Source organism: Mesorhizobium sp. M1328 (genome assembly GCF_040318075.1).
Taxonomy (GTDB): Bacteria; Pseudomonadota; Alphaproteobacteria; order Rhizobiales; family Rhizobiaceae; genus Mesorhizobium.
The window spans coordinates 393,801-411,623 of sequence record NZ_JAMYLO010000002.1 but is presented as its reverse complement, the minus strand read 5'-3'; the positions used below and the strand labels follow the sequence as shown (position 1 = coordinate 411,623).

At 61.9% G+C, this 17,823-nt stretch carries 18 protein-coding genes and 1 pseudogene; 11 read left to right on the top strand and 8 right to left on the bottom strand.

Annotated elements, in window-relative coordinates; translation table 11 throughout:
• Positions 1-291 precede the first annotated feature (291 nt).
• Complete coding sequence (locus tag NKH23_RS06500; protein WP_352466839.1) at positions 292-1,251, top strand: DMT family transporter; 960 nt, start codon at positions 292-294, stop codon at positions 1,249-1,251.
• 68 nt (positions 1,252-1,319) lie between these two features.
• On the opposite strand, the gene NKH23_RS06495 is transcribed toward NKH23_RS06500, so the two are convergent.
• Entirely contained in the window at positions 1,320-2,339 is a 1,020-nt protein-coding gene (locus NKH23_RS06495; RefSeq protein WP_353025139.1) for an ROK family protein, read from the bottom strand.
• Between the two features lie 3 nt (positions 2,340-2,342).
• Positions 2,343-2,516 (bottom strand): annotated as a pseudogene (locus NKH23_RS06490) (ArsR family transcriptional regulator); the annotation flags it as partial.
• Between the two features lie 143 nt (positions 2,517-2,659).
• On the opposite strand from NKH23_RS06490, the gene NKH23_RS06485 reads away from it, so the two are divergent.
• From NKH23_RS06485 to NKH23_RS06445, 9 genes are all read left to right on the top strand, one after another.
• Positions 2,660-3,925: an ABC transporter substrate-binding protein gene (locus tag NKH23_RS06485; protein ID WP_352466747.1), complete on the top strand. Its 1,266-nt coding sequence runs from the start codon at positions 2,660-2,662 to the stop codon at positions 3,923-3,925.
• A 57-nt stretch (positions 3,926-3,982) separates the two neighbouring features.
• The gene (locus NKH23_RS06480; protein WP_352466746.1) at positions 3,983-4,921 is read left to right on the top strand and encodes a carbohydrate ABC transporter permease; all 939 of its coding nucleotides are present in this window, start codon (positions 3,983-3,985) and stop codon (positions 4,919-4,921) included.
• Positions 4,914-5,816: a carbohydrate ABC transporter permease gene (locus NKH23_RS06475; protein WP_352912592.1), complete on the top strand. Its 903-nt coding sequence runs from the start codon at positions 4,914-4,916 to the stop codon at positions 5,814-5,816. Before NKH23_RS06480 ends, NKH23_RS06475 begins: the two co-directional genes overlap by 8 nt.
• 10 nt (positions 5,817-5,826) lie before the next feature.
• The gene (locus NKH23_RS06470; protein ID WP_352466744.1) at positions 5,827-6,924 is read left to right on the top strand and encodes an ABC transporter ATP-binding protein; all 1,098 of its coding nucleotides are present in this window, start codon (positions 5,827-5,829) and stop codon (positions 6,922-6,924) included.
• Between the two features lie 3 nt (positions 6,925-6,927).
• Positions 6,928-7,701, top strand: a complete 774-nt coding sequence (locus NKH23_RS06465; protein ID WP_352466743.1) for an SDR family NAD(P)-dependent oxidoreductase — start codon at positions 6,928-6,930, stop codon at positions 7,699-7,701.
• Between the two features lie 37 nt (positions 7,702-7,738).
• Positions 7,739-8,740 carry a sugar phosphate isomerase/epimerase family protein gene (locus NKH23_RS06460; protein WP_352466742.1) on the top strand — a complete coding sequence of 334 codons (1,002 nt, stop codon included), beginning with the start codon at positions 7,739-7,741 and terminating at the stop codon, positions 8,738-8,740.
• Positions 8,737-9,549, top strand: a complete 813-nt coding sequence (locus NKH23_RS06455) for an SDR family NAD(P)-dependent oxidoreductase (RefSeq protein ID WP_352713345.1) — start codon at positions 8,737-8,739, stop codon at positions 9,547-9,549. The genes NKH23_RS06460 and NKH23_RS06455 overlap by 4 nt, the downstream gene beginning before the upstream one ends.
• A 223-nt stretch (positions 9,550-9,772) precedes the next feature.
• Positions 9,773-9,937, top strand: coding sequence for an NAD(P)-binding protein (locus tag NKH23_RS06450; protein WP_352912593.1), 165 nt, complete (start codon positions 9,773-9,775; stop codon positions 9,935-9,937).
• Entirely contained in the window at positions 9,934-11,016 is a 1,083-nt protein-coding gene (locus NKH23_RS06445) for an NAD(P)-binding domain-containing protein (protein ID WP_353034367.1), read from the top strand. Before NKH23_RS06450 ends, NKH23_RS06445 begins: the two co-directional genes overlap by 4 nt.
• A gap of 233 nt (positions 11,017-11,249) precedes the next feature.
• Here NKH23_RS06445 and NKH23_RS06440 read toward each other — a convergent pair whose 3' ends face one another.
• A complete protein-coding gene (locus tag NKH23_RS06440; RefSeq protein WP_353034365.1) occupies positions 11,250-11,690 on the bottom strand; it encodes a DUF2267 domain-containing protein in 441 nt (146 codons plus the stop codon).
• Positions 11,691-11,874: 184 nt separating this feature from the next.
• On the opposite strand from NKH23_RS06440, the gene NKH23_RS06435 reads away from it, so the two are divergent.
• Entirely contained in the window at positions 11,875-12,300 is a 426-nt protein-coding gene (locus tag NKH23_RS06435; RefSeq protein WP_352912596.1) for a VOC family protein, read from the top strand.
• Positions 12,301-12,376: 76 nt separating this feature from the next.
• Here NKH23_RS06435 and NKH23_RS06430 read toward each other — a convergent pair whose 3' ends face one another.
• The 5 genes from NKH23_RS06430 to NKH23_RS06410 form a co-directional block, all read right to left on the bottom strand.
• Positions 12,377-13,573, bottom strand: coding sequence for a glycoside hydrolase family 172 protein (locus NKH23_RS06430; RefSeq protein WP_353025134.1), 1,197 nt, complete (start codon positions 13,571-13,573; stop codon positions 12,377-12,379).
• Positions 13,574-13,597: 24 nt separating this feature from the next.
• On the bottom strand, positions 13,598-14,440 hold the full coding sequence (locus NKH23_RS06425; protein WP_352912598.1) for a carbohydrate ABC transporter permease: 843 nt from the start codon (positions 14,438-14,440) through the stop codon (positions 13,598-13,600).
• Complete coding sequence (locus NKH23_RS06420) at positions 14,433-15,359, bottom strand: carbohydrate ABC transporter permease (protein ID WP_352912599.1); 927 nt, start codon at positions 15,357-15,359, stop codon at positions 14,433-14,435. Before NKH23_RS06420 ends, NKH23_RS06425 begins: the two co-directional genes overlap by 8 nt.
• A 27-nt stretch (positions 15,360-15,386) precedes the next feature.
• Positions 15,387-16,739 carry an ABC transporter substrate-binding protein gene (locus NKH23_RS06415; RefSeq protein ID WP_352912600.1) on the bottom strand — a complete coding sequence of 451 codons (1,353 nt, stop codon included), beginning with the start codon at positions 16,737-16,739 and terminating at the stop codon, positions 15,387-15,389.
• A gap of 73 nt (positions 16,740-16,812) precedes the next feature.
• Positions 16,813-17,817, bottom strand: coding sequence for a LacI family DNA-binding transcriptional regulator (locus NKH23_RS06410; RefSeq protein ID WP_352912601.1), 1,005 nt, complete (start codon positions 17,815-17,817; stop codon positions 16,813-16,815).
• Between the last annotated feature and the right edge of the window lie 6 nt (positions 17,818-17,823).

Genomic DNA, 17,823 nt, shown 5'->3' with positions numbered 1-17,823 from the left:
GAATTCGCGACAGATCTGCTCTCGGCAGAAATATGGCGCGAGAAGATTGTGGCAACCGCGCGAATATCTGTCGCGCGATATGAATCTCAGATTCGTATCGCACGAAATCGATACGGCTTGCGCTTTTCGGTATCGAGTTGCTCATGGGCCAACATGCGTTCGAATGGAACGAGACCATGAACGGCGGGACCCCCAATGACCCACCAATTGCACTAGCTGGTGAAACAGCTGTTGCTGCTGCTTAGCAAGACGCTGCAGATCTGCTAAAATCTGCGGTGGGAGGAGACGGATATCCAATCGCTGCCTATAGCACATCCAAGTGTAGCGAAGGCGACACCCGACGCTTCACTTCCGCTCGCCTATTCCCTCGCGACGCTCTGCTGGCTCCTGTCGGCCGGCGTCTATATTGCCGCCAAGTGGGTTGCCCCCGAGATGCCGCCTTGGGCGCTCTGCTTTTGGCGGCTGGCGCTCGCCTGCGCGATCCTGCTGCCTATCGTCCATCGTCATCACGGGGCAATGCTCGTGCTGATCCAATCCCGGGTGATCGAGGTGCTGGTCATCGGCGCCATCGGGCTGACCTTGTGTCAGGGCATGATCTACACGGGCCTCAACTACACCAACGCGACAACCGCCGGCATCATCATGGCGCTGTCGCCGATCATGACCATGGTGCTTGCCCGCTTCGTGCTTGGCGAGCCCCTCGGTGTCTGGAAGGCGTTTGGAGCGCTGCTCGCTCTGGTCGGGATGGTGGTGATCGTGGCGCGCGGCGACCTTGCCGCGCTGATGCAGCTACAATTCAATCCCGGCGAATTGTGGATCGTCGGCAGCGCCTTTTGCTGGGGCCTCTACACTGTGCTGCTGCGTCGCGCGAAATTCGCTATCGAGCTTCTGCCGATGGTGGTCCTGCTGCTGGGAGCCGGCGCGCTGGCCGCACTGCCGCTTTATCTCTGGGAACTATTTTCCGGGGATCGTTCGGCGCTGCATGCGAACGGCCTTCTGGCTCTCGCCTATGTTGCCGGCCCGGGCGGCGCTCTGATGTACTATCTCTACAACCGTAGCGTCGAGGCGCTTGGCGCCGGGCGGGCCAGCATGCTGCTCTATCTGCAGACTGCCTTCGTCGCCGTGCTCGCTTATCTGTTCCTTGGCGAAAGCTTGCACGACTACGATCTCGCCGGCGCCGCCTTCATCGTCGCCGGCCTGCTGCTCGCCACCGCGATCAAGCCGAGGCAGCGCACGGTGCGTGTCGCGTAGGCAACATCAGCACCGCCGCTTCGGTCAGCAGCTCGTAAAATCAGAGCACCACCCGAAGCGAAGCCGGGTCACTGAAGTCGGCTGTTGTGGCGCAGCACGAGGCCGACCGCGCCGAGCAATGCATCGTTCTCCGTGTGCTTGCCAACGATTATCCGTGTGCGCAGCGCGGGCGCCACATCGCGGGACTTGATGAGCGTGTGGCGTTCGTATGACGCGATCAGTGGCGCCAGGAGAATGTCGCCCGCCAAGGCCATGCGGCCGCCGATGATGATGAGCGGCGGATTGAGCACCGAACCGATCAAGCCAAGGCCACGGCCGGCGAACTCGGCGGTGTCCTCGATCATCCGCAGCGCCCTCACGTCGCCCTGCTCGGCCATCATGATCACATCGTCCATCGTGACCGGCCGTCGCACGATGCGCGAAATCTGCTCGAGCGGCCGGGCAAAGCTGGCATAGAGCTCCAGGCATCCGCGATTGCCGCACCGGCAAAGGTCGCCGCCGGGATCGATGCTGATGTGCCCGAATTCGCCGGCGCCGCCGGCGATGCCGCTCACCAGCCGGCCGTGCTGCACAATGGCCCCGCCGACGCCCAGATCGACCTTGAACAGCACGAAGTCGTCCTGGCCGACGGCCGCACCCCACATCAACTCCGCAATGGCCGAGCAGTTGCTCTCATTGTCGGCGAAGATCGGCTGTTCGAGGACCGGCCCGAACACATCGCGGATGTTGACCCCGGCCCAGGTCGGAACGATACTCGCGCGCAGCACCACTCCTTCGCGGCTGACTGGGCCCGAGACGGAGACCCCAACCCCCAGGAGCCCCGCCATCGGCAGACCGTTCTCTTCGTAGCATCGGGCAATTACTGACTTGGCGAGCTGGGCCGCCTGCTGTGGCTGGTAGTCCAGACCCATGGGGATAGTTTGTTCGGCAATGAAAGAATGCGAGACATCGGCGACGACGCAGCGCATCTCGTCGAGGCCCAGATGGATGCCGACGCAGGTGCCCGCAGCAGGATTGAGCGTCAATGTCGCGGCAGGCCTGCCAATACCCCTGGCCGCGTCATGATGGGCCGAGGATTCGATCACCATCCCCGACTTTCTCAAGCCATTGAGCGCGGTTGAAACCGTCGACCGCGCCAAACCGGTAATGCGGGTAATTTGCGACGCAGAAAGCACGCCGCGCTCACGCAGGCATCGGACGATCAGGCTCTCCGGCGACGCGGACGGCCTGTCGATTAGCCAATTTCTAAGCGAAGGTTTGTTCATGATGAGCACAAAGCACGTTGACTGATAGCTCAAATATGTCATCTTGGAAAGAACGGAGATTACTGCATCTCACCGGCCACGACCTCAAATCGCGGGCCACAAGCGGTCGATACGAACCGTGCATCACATATGGGAGTGAAACGATGAAATATCTGAGGACGGCCTTTGCGGCCGCTACCGCCTTCACCTTGGCTACCGGAACAGCGCTCGCGGAGCCCAAGACCAACCTCTTGCATCAATGGGCCACCGGATCGGACGCCCAGGCTATCGCCAAGCTCGGCGAGATGTTTACCGCCAAGGGCGGCACCTGGCAGCAGACCTCCATCGCAGGCCATACGGCCAATACATTGGCCAAACTGCGTGCCGATGTGATCGCCGGCAACGCTCCTCCCGCTGTGCAGCTCAAGGGCCCCGAAATCGCCGAATGGAACGAGACGGGCATGACAGCCAATCTCGATGACCTGGCGAAGGCGGAAAATTGGGAGAAGGTCGTCGCTCCCGAATTGCTGCCGGTGATGAAGCCGACCGGGAATTGGGTGGCGGCGCCGATGAACATCCACCGCATCAACTGGCTGTGGGCATCCCCGAAGGTCATGAAGGACGCGGGCGTCACCGAGATGCCAAAGACATGGGCGGAATTCAACGCCGCCTGCGACAAGATCGTGGCCAGCGGCAAGATTTGCATTTCGCACTCGACCGCCGACTGGACCGACTCGACCGTCTTCGAAGTGGTCGTGTACGGTCAGGACCTCGATCTCTACAGGAAAGCTTTCGTTGAGGGCGACGTCGATGCCATGCGCAGCGACGGCATGGTCAAGGCCTTCGAGCAGTTCCGCACCATGACTTCGAAGTACATGGATCCCGGCATGAACGGGCGTGACTGGGATACCATGTCGCACCTGGTCGGCCGTGGCGAGGCCGCTTTCCACATCATGGGCGACTGGACGCTCGGCCTGCTGACGGCCGGCGGCTTCAAGGAGGGCACCGACTATATCTGCGCCCAGGCGCCGACCGATTGGGGCAAGCCTGGCTTCATCTTGAATTCAGACTCGGTCGTGTTCTTCAAGCAGAAGGACCCGGACTATATCGAGGGCCAAAAGCTGCTTGCGAGCACTATCTTGTCGCCCGAGTTCCAGACCATTTTCAATCAGACCAAAGGCTCGATACCGGCCCGTCTCGACGTCGATCTTTCGAACGGCTTCAATCCCTGCCAGCAACTCTCGCAAAAGGATCTGCAAGCCTCGATCGCCGCCGGCACGCTCGTGCGTTCGATGGCGCACAACATGACGGTGCCGCAAAAGGTCCGCGGCGCAATCATGGATACAATTACCGAGTTTGTGGCCACGCCGGATATGAGTGCGCAGGACGCGGCCAATGCGATGGCGGATGCGGCCCAAGCGCAGAAGTGACGCTGCCGATGATGGCCGGGGGCGAAGCGCCCGGCCAGACCTCGCCGGAGCAGCCCGATGTCCACCCATGATCTGATAGTACCAGCTGCAGCTGCCGCGGCCCGTCCGTGGCGCGAGCGCCTGGGCACGATGGTGCCCATTCTGGTGCTGGCGCCGTCGATAGCGGCGAGTTTCATCTATGTTTTCGTCTTCACGCTCTGGACGCTCTACATCTCGCTGTCCAATTCGTCGCTGTTGCCGACCTATGGGTTCGTCGGCCTGGACAATTACGCTTCGCTCTGGGCAAACCGGCGCTGGAACATCGCCTATACGAATCTCTTCCTGTTCAGCGGCTTCTATATCGTTGGCTCGATGGCGGTTGGCCTGCTGCTCGCCATCGCGATCGACCAGCGCGTCCGCGGCGAGGCGGTTTGGCGCACCATCTTCCTCTATCCGTTGGCGGTGTCCTTCATCGTCACCGGCACGGTGTGGAGTTGGCTGTATAATCCTGTCGACGGTATCCAGGCCTTCGTTCGAGGGCTTGGCTGGACCGACTTCAGCTTCGCCCTGACGGCCAACCGCAACACCGCGATCTATGCGGTGATCATAACCGGTATCTGGCAGTCGTCCGGCTTCGCAATGGCACTTTTCCTGGCTGGTCTACGGTCCGTCGATCCGGATCTCGTCAAAGCCGCGCAAATCGACGGCGCGTCGGTTTTCCGGACCTATCGCAGGGTCATCCTGCCAACCATCGCTCCGATATTCCTGGCGGTGGCGGTCATTCAGATACAATTCGCCATCAAGACCTTCGACCTGGTGGCGGCGTTGACGCGGGGCGGGCCAGGTGTGTCCACCACCTTCCCCGCCATCTATGTCTACGACCTGATGTTCCAGCGCGGCCAAATCGGCGAGGGTGCCGCCGCGGCGATGATGATGCTCGCAGCGGTAGCGGTGGTGCTGGTGCCGTACTCCTTGTGGATTGTCTGGCGCCGGCGGGCGGAGGGCCGCAATGGCTGAAATTGCCCCCAATGCCCGTTTTGATCCGGAAGAAGCCGCTGCCACGCGCCGGCATTTCTGGAGCCGCTTCCTTGTCTATGCCGTGCTGACGCTTTTCGCGATCGTCTATCTCGTGCCGTTGCTGGTGGTGATCTTCAACTCATTGCGTGAGCAGTCGGAGATTGCCCGCAACGGCCTCATCTCCGTACCGCGCAGCTTCCGGTTCGATGCGTGGGCGCAGGCCTGGGGATCCTACTGTGTCAGCGGCACCTGCGAGGGCATGAAGCGCAATTTCTTCAACTCGCTGGCGATGACGATCCCCGCCACGATCATCTCGACCATTCTCGGCGCCATGAACGGCTACATCCTCTCCAAATGGCGCTTCAGGGGTTCCGAACTGATCTTCAATCTGATGCTGCTCGGCGTATTCATGCCCGGCCAGATTTCGCTGATGCCGTGGGCGTTCCTGCTCGGCAAGCTCGGCCTGACCAATTCCACATATGGGCTGGTGTTGATCCACGTCGTCCAGGGCATCTCGTTCACCACCCTGTTCTGCCGCAATTTCTACGTCAGCATACCGGACGACCTGATCAAGGCGGCACGCATCGACGGCGCCGGCTTCTGGCGGATCTTCCGCAAGATCATCCTGCCCCTGTCGCCGCCCATTCTGATCGTCACCGTCATCTGGCAGTTCACCGGCATCTGGAACGAGTATTTGTTCGGCGTCGTCTTCACATCAGGCCAGCAGCAGCCGATCACGGCGGCGTTGGTAGCACTCACGGCCGGCGGCACGACCGCACGTGCTTACGATGTGATGAGCGCAGCAGTGCTGATCGGCGCGTTGCCACCGCTGCTGATCTACCTGTTCGGTGGAAAATACTTCGTGCGCGGCCTCACCCAGGGCGCCATCAAATGAGGCGTCGCCCATGTCCGCGTTGACGATCCGCAACCTTCACAAGAGCTACGGCTCGCTCGAGATTCTTGCCGGCATCGATCTCGAGGCTAAGACCGGAGAATTCGTCGCCCTTGTCGGCCCGTCAGGCTGCGGCAAGTCAACCTTGCTCGCCATGATTGCCGGTCTCGAAACCGTCACGTCGGGAGAGATTTGGATCGGCGACCGGCTGGTGAACTCGGTGCAACCCAAGGACCGCGACATTGCGATGGTGTTTCAGTCATACGCCCTCTATCCCACGATGACCGTGCGCCAGAACATCACCTTCGGCATGGAAAGCCGAGGCGTGCCAAAAGCGGTGCAAGCGGAAGCTGTCCAGCGGGTTGCCGCACTCCTGCAGATCGAACAGCTGCTTAAACGCAAGCCCGGCCAGCTCTCGGGCGGCCAGCGGCAGCGCGTGGCGATGGGGCGTGCCCTCGTCCGCGACCCGAAGCTGTTTTTGTTCGACGAGCCCCTGTCCAACCTCGACGCCAAGCTGCGCGTCGACATGCGTACCGAAATCAAGAAGCTTCACCATCGCGTCGGCAAGACCACGGTGTATGTCACCCACGATCAGGTCGAGGCGATGACGCTTGCATCCCGCATTGCAGTGATGAACCAGGGCTCGGTACAGCAGTTCGACACCCCGAAGCGGATTTACGACCGGCCGACCAACATGTTCGTTGCCGGTTTCATGGGATCGCCGGCGATGAATTTCATTCCCGCCCGGCTTACGGGCTCGACCAGCATCTCGGTACGCGCCGCTGACGGCAGCGACGCCAGCCTCGCCCTTGCCGCACCGATGCCCGCCGGTGCGCCAAAGGACGTCGTGCTCGGTATCCGGCCGGAACACATCTACCGTTTCACGACCGACCTGAAGTCGCGCAAACCGGCTGTGGCGTCCATGCAGGCGCCGGTCGAACTGGTCGAGCCGACCGGGGCCGAGACGCTTGCCGTGCTCAGGCTTGGTGACCTGGAGATCACCGGCCGTTTCGAGCCGGACGACGCTCCGGTCATGGGCGAGACGATAATGCTGGGCATCGATATGTCGCGCGCCTGCCTGTTCGATCCAACAACCAAGGCGCTTCTGTAATCGATGTCCGTACAATTCGCGACTTATCCGAGCTTGACCGATCGGGTCGTGCTGATCTCCGGCGGCGCCTCCGGCATCGGCGCCGATATGGTCCGCGCCTTCGCCTCGAATAGCGCCCGGGTAGCCTTTCTCGATGTGCAGGATGAGCCAGCGGAGGCGTTGGTGCGCGAGCTCGGTGGTGCCGCCGGGCAGGCTCCCTTGTACCTCCATTGCGATGTAACCGACGTCGATGCGCTAAAGGCGTCGGTAGAAGGCGTGCGCGCGCGGCTTGGTCCGGTCGCGGTCCTGGTGAATAACGCTGCCAATGATCAGCGCCATCCCATAGACGCGGTAACGGCGGAATATTGGGACCGCAGCTTCGACGTCAATCTCCGGCATCACTTCTTCGCCGCCCAGGCAGTGCATCCGCATATGAAGGAACTCGGCTTCGGCTCGATCATAAATTTCTCTTCCATCGCCTGGCGGTTCGGAGCGGACCAGATGGTGGCCTATGCCACCGCAAAGGGGGCTGTGGTGGCGCTGACGCGTGCGTTGGCGCGGTCGTTCGGACCGGACAACATCCGCGTCAATGCAGTCGAACCCGGCGCCGTCATGACCGAGCGGCAGCGCGAGCTGTGGTTCAAGACGCAGGAGGCAGTCGACCAGACGGTGCAGCGGCAACTGATCCGCCGCGTCCTGCTGGGCGAGGAGATTGCACGGACAGTGCTCTTCCTTGCGGCCGACGACAGCCGCATGATCACCAAACAGTCCATAACCGTCGATGCCGGTCTGCGCTAGTGACGCCTCTCCGCTCTCCATTGGAACCGCCAAGCTGATGCTTCGTCTCGGCCTCAACCCCTACGGACTGACCTACCATCTCGGACTGCAGGGCCGCGGCACGCCGCGGCACAATCCGGACGGCGCGGGGCTGGAAGGCTTCATAGCACTGGCGCAGGAACTGGGCGCACGCACGCTCGAGATCTACGAACCCTGGTTGACCGAACTAACGGACGCCGAAATCGTCGCGCTGCGCAGGCGTCTTGCCGCGCTGGACATCGTCCCGGTGGTGAGCGGCGGACTGCTCGTGGCAGGTCCACTGGACAACGCCTTTCGGGCTGCGCGCCTGCTCGAGGCAACAACGATCCGTATCGCACTGACGCCCGTCCTGTGCGGCGACCGCAATGCGTGGGGCCGGAAATGGAGCGAATTCAACGCAACGATTCGCGCTGCCTTGACGGAATGGGGGCCGCGTGCGGCGGCGGAGGGCCGCGTGCTCGGCATCGAGAACCATCAGGACTTCGGCAGCGACGAACTGGTTGCGTTCTGCGAACTCGGCGGGCCGGGTGTCGGCATCACCTACGACACCGGCAACACCTTTCCTGTCGGCGAGGCGCCGCTTGCCTTCACGCGCCGGATCGCGCCCCATGTCCGCCACGTTCACCTCAAGGATTATCGCGTCCAGTTCACGGATGAGGGCTACCGCCTGGTCCGCTGCGCGATCGGCGACGGCGCCGTGCCATTCGCCGAACTGGCAGCCATCCTTGGCGAGCACCACGACACGCTGACGGCGGTGCTTGAGCCCGGCGCGCTGGAGGCCCGTCACGTTCGCTGTCTCACCGACGACTGGTGGAACGGATATGCGCCGAAGACCGCCCGCGAATTCGCGGCCTGCCTGAGTGCTGCGCGCCTGAACCGCCTTGCGGACGACGCCGACTACCGCACGCCATGGGAGCGCGATGATGACGGTGCGCTCGTTTCGTACGAGCTCGACATGATCCGGCGCAGCGCCGCCAACATGATGAAGTTCGATTTCATTGCAAAGGAGAAATCAGCATGACTGCCCGAGAACTCAGCGGCCTGACCGCCTTCGTGACCGGCTCGGGACGCGGCCTCGGCCGCGTGATGGCCGACCGCTTGGCCGAACTTGGCGCAAACGTCGCGGTCCACGACCTCGATTGGACCCGGCCATCTCAATATGGCGAATTCGCGGACCTCGGCGACTCTGCCAGGGGCTTGGAGAAGCATGGGACGCGCATCACCGCGGTCACCGGCAACATCGGCGACAAGCAGGCCGTCGCCGAAATGAGGAGGAAGATCGAGGCGGATCTCGGCGACGTGCACGTACTGGTCAACTGCGCCGGCGGCGACATCGGCGCCAAGGGCGTAAAGCCCAGTCCCAACAACGCGCTCGACATCGACTACGAAGACATCAAGGTTCTAACCGAGAACAACCTTATCGGCACGATGTTGGTCTGCCAGGCGTTCGTTCCGCCTATGGTCAAGCGCGGCTCGGGCTCGGTGATCAACATCGCCTCGGCGGCAGCGCATATCGGATGCTCGCCCGAAGTGGTCTACTCGACGCTCAAGGCAGCTGTCGTCCATTATACGCGCTGCCTCGCCAAGGAACTGATCGACGATGGCGTACGCGTCAATGCGGTGAGCCCTGGCGCCACCAAGACGGCACGGTTCCAGGCGAGCCGCGTGGTCGATCCGCAGCGCATGGATTCGAGCAAGAAATCGCTGAACCGGTATGCGGAGCCTGAAGAGATCGCCGAAGCGGTGGCCTTCCTCGCCGGTCCGCGCGCGCGCTTCATCAACGGACAGGTAATCCGCGTCGACGGCGGCTTCACACTCTTTCCAGGTTAAGCTGCGACCGTTGCCGGTTTCGGATGAGTATTTGGTTGTGCCGTGACCCGATAAAGCTGTTATCGTGCCCTCGCGTCGGGGGCGAAACCATGCAGATCGCGGGGATGGGTTCAGGCAGCATCGGGTGCTGTTTGGCGGTTGTTCGCCGGCCAAGGCGTTACGCTGATGGCGTTGGTGCCGCCTCGAAGCGCTGCTCCGGCGCTAGCACCCGGATCCGCGGCAAATGACGGATGACGCCAACATCGTTGATGCGGTGGTGGTCGGGGCCGGTTGGGCCGGCCTGGGCGTCAGCTATTCGCTGGCACCGCAAGGCTTGCGCCATGCCGTATTGGAGCGAGGCCGCATCGGAGAGACCTGGCGCACCCAGCGTGGGATTCTTTCCGGATGAATACCCCCAACGTTCAGACCGTCATGCCAGGCGACTTCTATGACGGTTCAGATCCGTTCGGTGCCCTGACGCGCGACCAGTTCGTCGCCCTGCTTGAGGATTTCGCCAGGCGAAATGAACTACCGGTCGAACCGGACACTGTTGTGACCGAGCTATCCGGTGGGCACGGGAATGGCGTCTATCGGTTGACCACCTCGCGCGGCACAGTTTTGGCACGCAACGTGGTGATCGCAAGCGGTCACTTGAATTGTCCGGTGCGGCCAGTTTTCGCCGCTGCCTTGCCGCCGGGCCTGCGCCAAATCGATGCTTCTGATTACCGCAGCGCCGCCGATCTCCCGGCTGGAGCGGTGCTGGTGGTCGGAAGCGGCCAGTCTGGTGTCCAGATCGCGGAGGAACTGGCAGAAGCAGGCCGAACGGTCTTCCTTGCCACCAGCCGCGTCGGGCGGCTCTCGCGGCGCTACCGAGGTCGCGACATCATGATCTGGCTCGTCGAAAGCGGGTTTCTCGACGTGCGTCGAGACGAGATCATTCGACTTGCGGGGCGCATTCCACCTCGTGGTCTGCTTGGGGTGGAACACACGATAAGCCTGCAAGCGCTCGGCGCCCGAGGCATCGTGCTGCTAGGGCGACTCGCGGGCGTCGAGGACGACGGCCGTCTGTCATTCGCCGACGATCTCGAAGAGCATATTCGTTTTGCGGATGAAGCCTCCGCAAACGTTAAACGCTATATCGACGAATACATCAGCCGCTCTGGAATCGATGCTCCCGTGTCGGAGCCGGATCCAGCGGATACCGTCACCGCGCATCGGCCGGACCCGGCTATCGTTTCGCTTGATCTCGCCGGGTCCGGCATCACGACCGTGGTGTGGTGCACCGGCTTCAAGGGTGATTTCAGTTGGGTGAGGCTTTCCGGTCTGCTCGACCCGGAAGGACAGCCTGAACACGAGGATGGCGTGGCCGCCCTGCCAGGCATTTACTTCGCCGGGTTGGACTTCGCCTCCACACGCAAGTCAGGCACAATATTGGCAGTCGCCGAGGAGGCGCCCCGCCTTGTCGAACACATCGTGCGGCGTTCGTGACGACCTGGACACCGTCGGTCTGAACCGGTATGCGGAGCCTGAAGAGATCGCCGAAGCGTTGGCCTTCCTCGCCGGTCCGCGCGCGCCTTCATCAACGGACAGGTAATCCGCGTCGATGGCGTTTTCACAATCTTTCCAGGTTAAGCCGCGACCGTCCATACCGGCTGAGAACTTCGCCCTTGAGCGTGGCGCAGTCCGGTCCGGTGCACTCCACTAACCTCTGACTTTAGCCGCTATTTGACCCCCATGCTTTCAGGCCAGAGGACCTGGATTTCCTTTGGCAGCGCATCCCGCACCTTTGCCGACTGGCCAAGGTCGATATGCCGTGCAAGCACACGCAGCACCGAGCGGGCCGCATCCTCTGGATCGACAGGACGGGTCGATTTCAATTCATCGGCGGTGTGTTGCAGGAACTCCTCGAGCGAGCGTGTCTTGTCGGGCATGTCGGCGGGCCGATAGCGATCATAGTAGGCGCCGCGCACGAGCAGCGGCAGTTCCGCTCCCAATTTGGCCGCCAGTCCGATCTGTAGCCTGTCACGAAGGGTTCGCAGAACGGCGCCCAATGCATGCCAGGCGATGTGTCGATCCGGACCAAGATCTGCCATGACCTCGTCAAGCCAGATGTTTGTTATTTGCAGCGTTTTGTCAAAAACGTCCAAGCCGGTTGCGCTCATCGTCGCCTCCTCGAAAGGTTCTGCGGGCAAAACGGCGACCGGAGACAATTGTTTCGTGGTCCTGTGAAAATCGCCTGGCGTGGGGAGCTTTGGCCGACCCGGCCTTGAAGTCTCCGACCGAACCCGGATATCTCTTGACTGACTGAGCGGCCCGCGCCGACAATGGCATTGGGGAGATGGCGGGATGTCGCCCACGGTGTTCGGCACCACTTGGCAATCAAGCTGCGAAAGGGCTGTCATGGATTGGAAGCTGGAACTAGTCCCGGTCCCCGTATCGGACGTCGATAGAGCAATCGCCTTTTATGTTGGCAAGGTCGGCTTTCATCTCGATCACGACCACACCGTAAGTGACGAGATACGTTTCGTGCAATTGACGCCGCCCGGTTCGGCCTGTTCGATTGCCATGGGCAAGGGCCTCGTCGACAGCCCCCCGGGATCCATAAAGGGCCTGCAACTGGTCGTGCCCGATATCGATGAGGCACACCGGTACCTGGCCGCTCAAGGTATCGAGGTCAGCGATATCAAGGATTTTCCCTGGGGCAGATTTGTCTTCTTTGAGGATCCCGACGGCAACACCTGGTCTGTCCAGCAACTTCCACCTCGCAGCTGAGGCGGCGCGCTACGGCAGGGTGATGCCCCGACGCAGATAGCGCGGGATGCACGGCTCAATTCGAACGCACGCCGGCCTAACGCCTCTTCTCGTCGAAGGCAGCCTTCCAATTATGATAAGGCGCGCGAAAGGTGGGGATGCGGTCCTCGACATCGGCAAGCGCTTCGAACGGCTTGTGCGGTTCGGCCTGATACCAAAAGGCGACCGACGAGATGTCGTCCGAGCGGCGATTGGCGTGACCGTGCTCTATGGTCACCCGGATGCGTTTGTGGAAGATGACCGGGTCTTCTATGTGCCAGCGATAGAGCGTAACCGGCTCGGTCCAGTTCGGCCCGCCGGCAGCGATGATGCCGTGATAGGGCGCGCTGTAATCTTGTGTCGGGCACCATGCCGTATTGAAATAATCCTCGGTGCCGGTGCCGTGCAGGGTCGGCGGCCAGGCATCATTGGCGCCGGGGCTGGTCTCGCCACGATCTCCGATCAGTCCGGCCTTCAGTCCGATACGCGGATCGGGCTTACGCACCGTATCCGGCACGGAAATGCCCGGCTCGCCGTCGACGAAGATCATGTCGTCGCCCTCGCCGTACCAGTCCCACAGGGCGGAGCGGCGGCGCGAATAGACGGAATAGAGCACGCCGACATAGTGGCCGTGACCTTCCGCCTCGAGGATGGTGTAGTTGCCGTTCCCGTCGATATTTTCGCCGCCAAATAGGAACTGCTCGTTGGCCAGCCCCGCTTCGTCGATGCCATCAGGTCGTTGCTGCCTGTACTGGGCGTGGAAGCGGCCCAGGCCTTCCTCCAGTTTTTCGTGCAGTTCGAGATCGACATAATAATAGAAAAGCAGGTCGTCATCGGCTTCATTGGTTACGGTGAACCGCATATGGCTGGCAAACGGCATCGGAAAATAGCAGTTGAAGGCCTTGCCGTCCTCTGGGCTTGCCTGGACCGGCAGGCTGGCAAAATTGCGGGTGCGGGCTTGGCCCATGCCGAAGAAATCGCCGATCGGCGTTTCTATGCTCGGATGTTGCTCACTATCCCAATACGCGCGCAATACGATCTTGCGCAGGAAGTCCTCGCTCTTGCATGCGAGCGTCGCCCAGATATGCGTGACGATGCCGGCACCATTATGCTCGGCAATCACCACCGTCTGGCCAGGTTCAATATGCAGCCGGTCGTCATTGCCGCCGGTGCGGTCGTAGCTTGAGAACCGGCGGGTTTTGGCGTCGCGCAATTTGGCGAGCCCGCGAAGCGGCGACAGGCCGGCATTATCCATGTGTTTCTCCTCTTGCTTCAGCGGTTATTTCAGGCCGCTTGTCTTGATGGATTCCATGATCTGGCGCTGGAAGATCACGAAGAGGACCAGCATCGGCACGGCGACGATGGTCGAGGCGGCCATGACGTAATTCCAGGCGGCGGCGTACTGGCTCTTGAAGTTTGCAATGGCTACCTGCACCACCCAGAGGTTGAGGTCCGATGTGATCGTCAACGGCCACAGGAAAGCGTTCCAGTTGGCGAGGAAAAACAGGATCGCCAACGCCGACAGAATCGGCCGACTGAGCGGCAGGATGATGCTCCAATAGATGCGCCAGTAGCCAGCGCCATCCATGATCGCCGCTTCTTCCAACTCCCTCGGCAGCGACAGGTAGTATTGCCTGAGCAGAAAGATGCCGAACGCGTTGAAGATCGCCGGAATGATCAGCCCGGCATAGCTGTCCAGCATGTGCAGCGTCCGCGTCAAAATGAACAGCGGCACGATGATTACCGGCAGCGACACCAGGAAGGTCGAGAACATGGCGAGGAACAGGATGTCGCGGCCCGGAAAATGCAGCCGTGCGAGCGAATAGCCGGCCATCGAATGAAAGAACAGCGCAGCGACCGTTACCGTCGCCGACACGAAGAACGAATTGAAGAGATAGCGCAGGAACGGCACCTCGGTCAGCACGTAGAGGAAATTGCCGAGCGTCGGCCGTTCCGGAATGAGGCTCGGCGTGAAGACGTCGCTCGCCGGCTTGAGCGAGATGACCAGCATCCAGACCAGCGGGAACACCGTCATCAGGCCAAGCGCCGCGGTCGCCAGCATCCAGGCAAGCCTCGCCGCTTGTATCTGCGAACGCGCGGAAGGAGTTCGGCTGTCAGTCATGCTCGAAACGTCCGCCACGCGTCAGCAGGAAGAAGAAGACCGTGACCAGCATCAGCGCCAGCACCAGCAGCGATGCCATTGCCGATGCATAGCCGAAGGCGCCGAACTGGAACGCTTGCTTGTAGATGTAGATGATCAGCACCGAGGTCGAATTGACCGGCCCGCCCTTGGTCATCACATAGATCAGGTCGAAGACCTGGCCGCCGGCGACAGCCGCGACCAGCGAGACCAGGAGGACGAAGAAGCTGGTCGGCTTGAGCAAGGGCAAGGTAATGTACCAGAAGCTTGTCACCGGCCCGGCGCCGTCGATCTTTGCGGCTTCGTAGTACTCTGCCGGGATGTCCTGGAGCCCGCCGAGGAAGATCAGCATGTAGAAGCCCATCAGGAACCAGACGCTGACCACGACCAGCGTGAACAGCGCCAGATTTGGATCGCCGAGCAGCGAAATTCCGCCGAGGCCGACGAGCGGCGCCAGCCGGCTGACGATGCCGACCTTTTCGACCAGCATGAGCTGCCACACGAGGGCCACCACGACGAGGCTGACCATCTGTGGCGCAAAGAACATCGAGCGCATGACCGCGTTGAAGCGGTTGGTCTTCTGTACCAGAAGCGCCAGCCCCAGCCCGGCGGCGTAGAGCGCCGGCACAAGCATGACGGCATAGGCCACGGTCACCTTCACGGATGACCAGAACAGCGGATCGCTCCACATGCGCCGATAATTGCCGAGCCCGACGAATCTATAGCCGCCGAAGCCGTTGACTTCGAAGAACCCGACGGCGAGCGAAAGCAGCATCGGCACGCCGACGAACACCAGCAGGCCGAGCGCATCGGGCAGGACGAACAGCCATGCGGCGCAGAGTTCCCTTTGCTTGGCGGTAAGGCCGCGAGCGGATTTGGTGCTCGCGGCTGGCGGTTCCATCTGGTCCACATGCATGTTGGAAAGCGCCTAAAGGATCGGCGCGCCGGAATAGGAGGCGAGGAACGCATCGAGTTGCTGACTGGCCGTCGTCGCCGCCTGCTGGGCATCGACGCCGCCAAGCTGTGCCGACTGGATGGCATCGGAGATGATCTTGTAGGCCTCAGGCGGAACCCGCGGTTCGGCGCGCGTTCCCGGGTGGATCTCTTTGGCGAATGTGCCGAACTTGCCGGTGCTGAAGACATCGGCGCCGGCCTTCAGCGCGCTGTTGCGCGGCGGCATGTCGCTCTTGGCGACCGTGCACCAGTTGACGACCCGGTCGATCGAGGCCTGATCCATCGAGGCCAGCGCCCAGGCGCAGAACTGGGCGGAAGCATCCGGGTTCTTGCCTCCGGCATTGGCGACAAAGGCCCACCCACCGCCGACGGTGACGTATTTGCCATTGGCCGGTGTCGGCAATTTGAAGATGCCGTAGGGCACGTCCTTGGCGTTGTTGTCCATCGCCGAAATGCCCCAGATGCCGCAGTTCTGCATGGCGCACAGCCCTGCCCCGAGATTGGCGACTATGTCGAAGCCGCCGCCGACCACTTGACGCGGCGCCACGCCGGCGTTGATGGCATCCTGCCAGAGTTTCAGCGCCTGGACGGTGGCCGGCGAATCGAAGGCGCTCTTGCCGTTCTTATCCTGGAACTCGCCGCCGCCCTGCCACAGGAACGGATACCAGGTGAAGTTCTGGTAATAGCCGGGCGTCGTTTCGAACAGCACGCCGTAGCGGCTGGGCGTCGTCAGCTTTTTGGCGACCGCCAACAGCTCGTCCCAGGTCTTCGGCACGTCGTTCTCGTTGAGTTTTGCATCCTCGAACGCTTTGACCGAATAGTAGAAGGCCATCGGCTCGACCTCCATCGGCACACCGTAGATCTTGCCGTCCACCATGCGGTTGGCGATGACGCTTTCCGGGAAATCGGCTTTGGCGGCATCCTCGATATGCGGCGTCAGGTCGGCCAATACGCCGCCATTGTAATAACGCAGGAAATCGCCGGGGCTGATGAGGAAGATGTCGGGGCCCTCGCCCGACGCGAAGGCCGTTGCCAGCTTGGAACCGGAGATGTATTCGCTGTTGACGACATACTCGAGCTCGACCTTCTGGTCGTGGGCGTCGTTCCAGTCGGCCACCAGCTTCTCGAACCACTGGACCTGCGGCTTCACGTCTCCACCAGGCGCATAGAATTGCCAGAATTTCAGCGGCGCTTCCTGAGCGCGCACGGCCATCCTGTTGATGAACGGGAAGCCTGTGAGGCCGGCGGCGAAAGTAGCGCCGGCCTGGATCAGCCGACGGCGGTTCAGGCTGGCCAATGGCCGGCCGCGGGTCGTTTTGTCAGTCATCAATTCCTCCCTTTGATGTTGTTCGGTCGAACGTTGGCGAAGGGACCTCCGTTCCCATTGCCGGCATCTGCCGTCACGCGCTGTCGAATGGGCTCAATGCGCATGGGATCACTTCGGTGCGCGGCGCGCCCTCGACTTTGCCACCCAGCCGTTCGAGCAGCATTTCCGTGGCGCGCTTGGCAAGCATTGTCGGACTGTTGCCGACACGGGTCAGCTTCGGCCTGACATATTCCAGTTGAGGCAGGTCATCGAAGACTGCGATGGCGATATCCTGAGGGATATTGATCCCATGGTCGTAGAATTCGGTCAGCGCACCGGAGGCCATCAGATAATTGGCGAAGAACATCGCCGACGGCAGGTTTCCGCCGTGCTTCTCCTTAAGCCAGGTAACGGCTTCCCGTCCGGACGGAGCAAGATAGCTTCCCTCGAACCGCAGATCGGCGGCGATTGGCACGCCATTGTCGGCGAGCCCTTTTTCGAAGCCGGCGGCGCGCGCCATCGCTTCCTTGAAAAAGGAAGGCCCGGTGACATGGGCGACGCGGCGATGGCCCCTCTTCGCCAGATACTCGCCCATCAGATAGCCGCCGCCGAAATCGTCCAGCTGGACGCTGTCGACAGCATGGTTCGGCAGATGGCCGATGAAGACGGCGGGCACATCGAGGCTGAGCAGTTCGCTGTGCATGCCGTGCAGCGCGAAGTCGGCAACGATGACGCCGTCGACCCGCTTGCGCCCGATCTGGCGTAAATATTCGCGGCCGTGATCCTGTGAATGTCCGCCCGGCACGTCGGTGTTGAAGATCAGCATGTCGAGGCCGACCAGTTCGAGCGTCGACTGCGCCGTTTTCACCAGCTCCGGATAGAACGGGTTGCGGATGTCCGGGATCAGCATCGCGATGATGTTGGTGCGGCCGGTGCGCAGACTTTGCGCCTGCGGGTTCGGCGTGTAACCGAGTTCGTCGATCGCCGCTTGCACACGTTCACGCAGCGATTTCGACACCCGGTCGGCATGGTTGATGACATGCGACACAGTCGTGCGCGACACGCCCGCTCGCGTGGCAACTTTGGAAATCGTGCTCATGGTGAC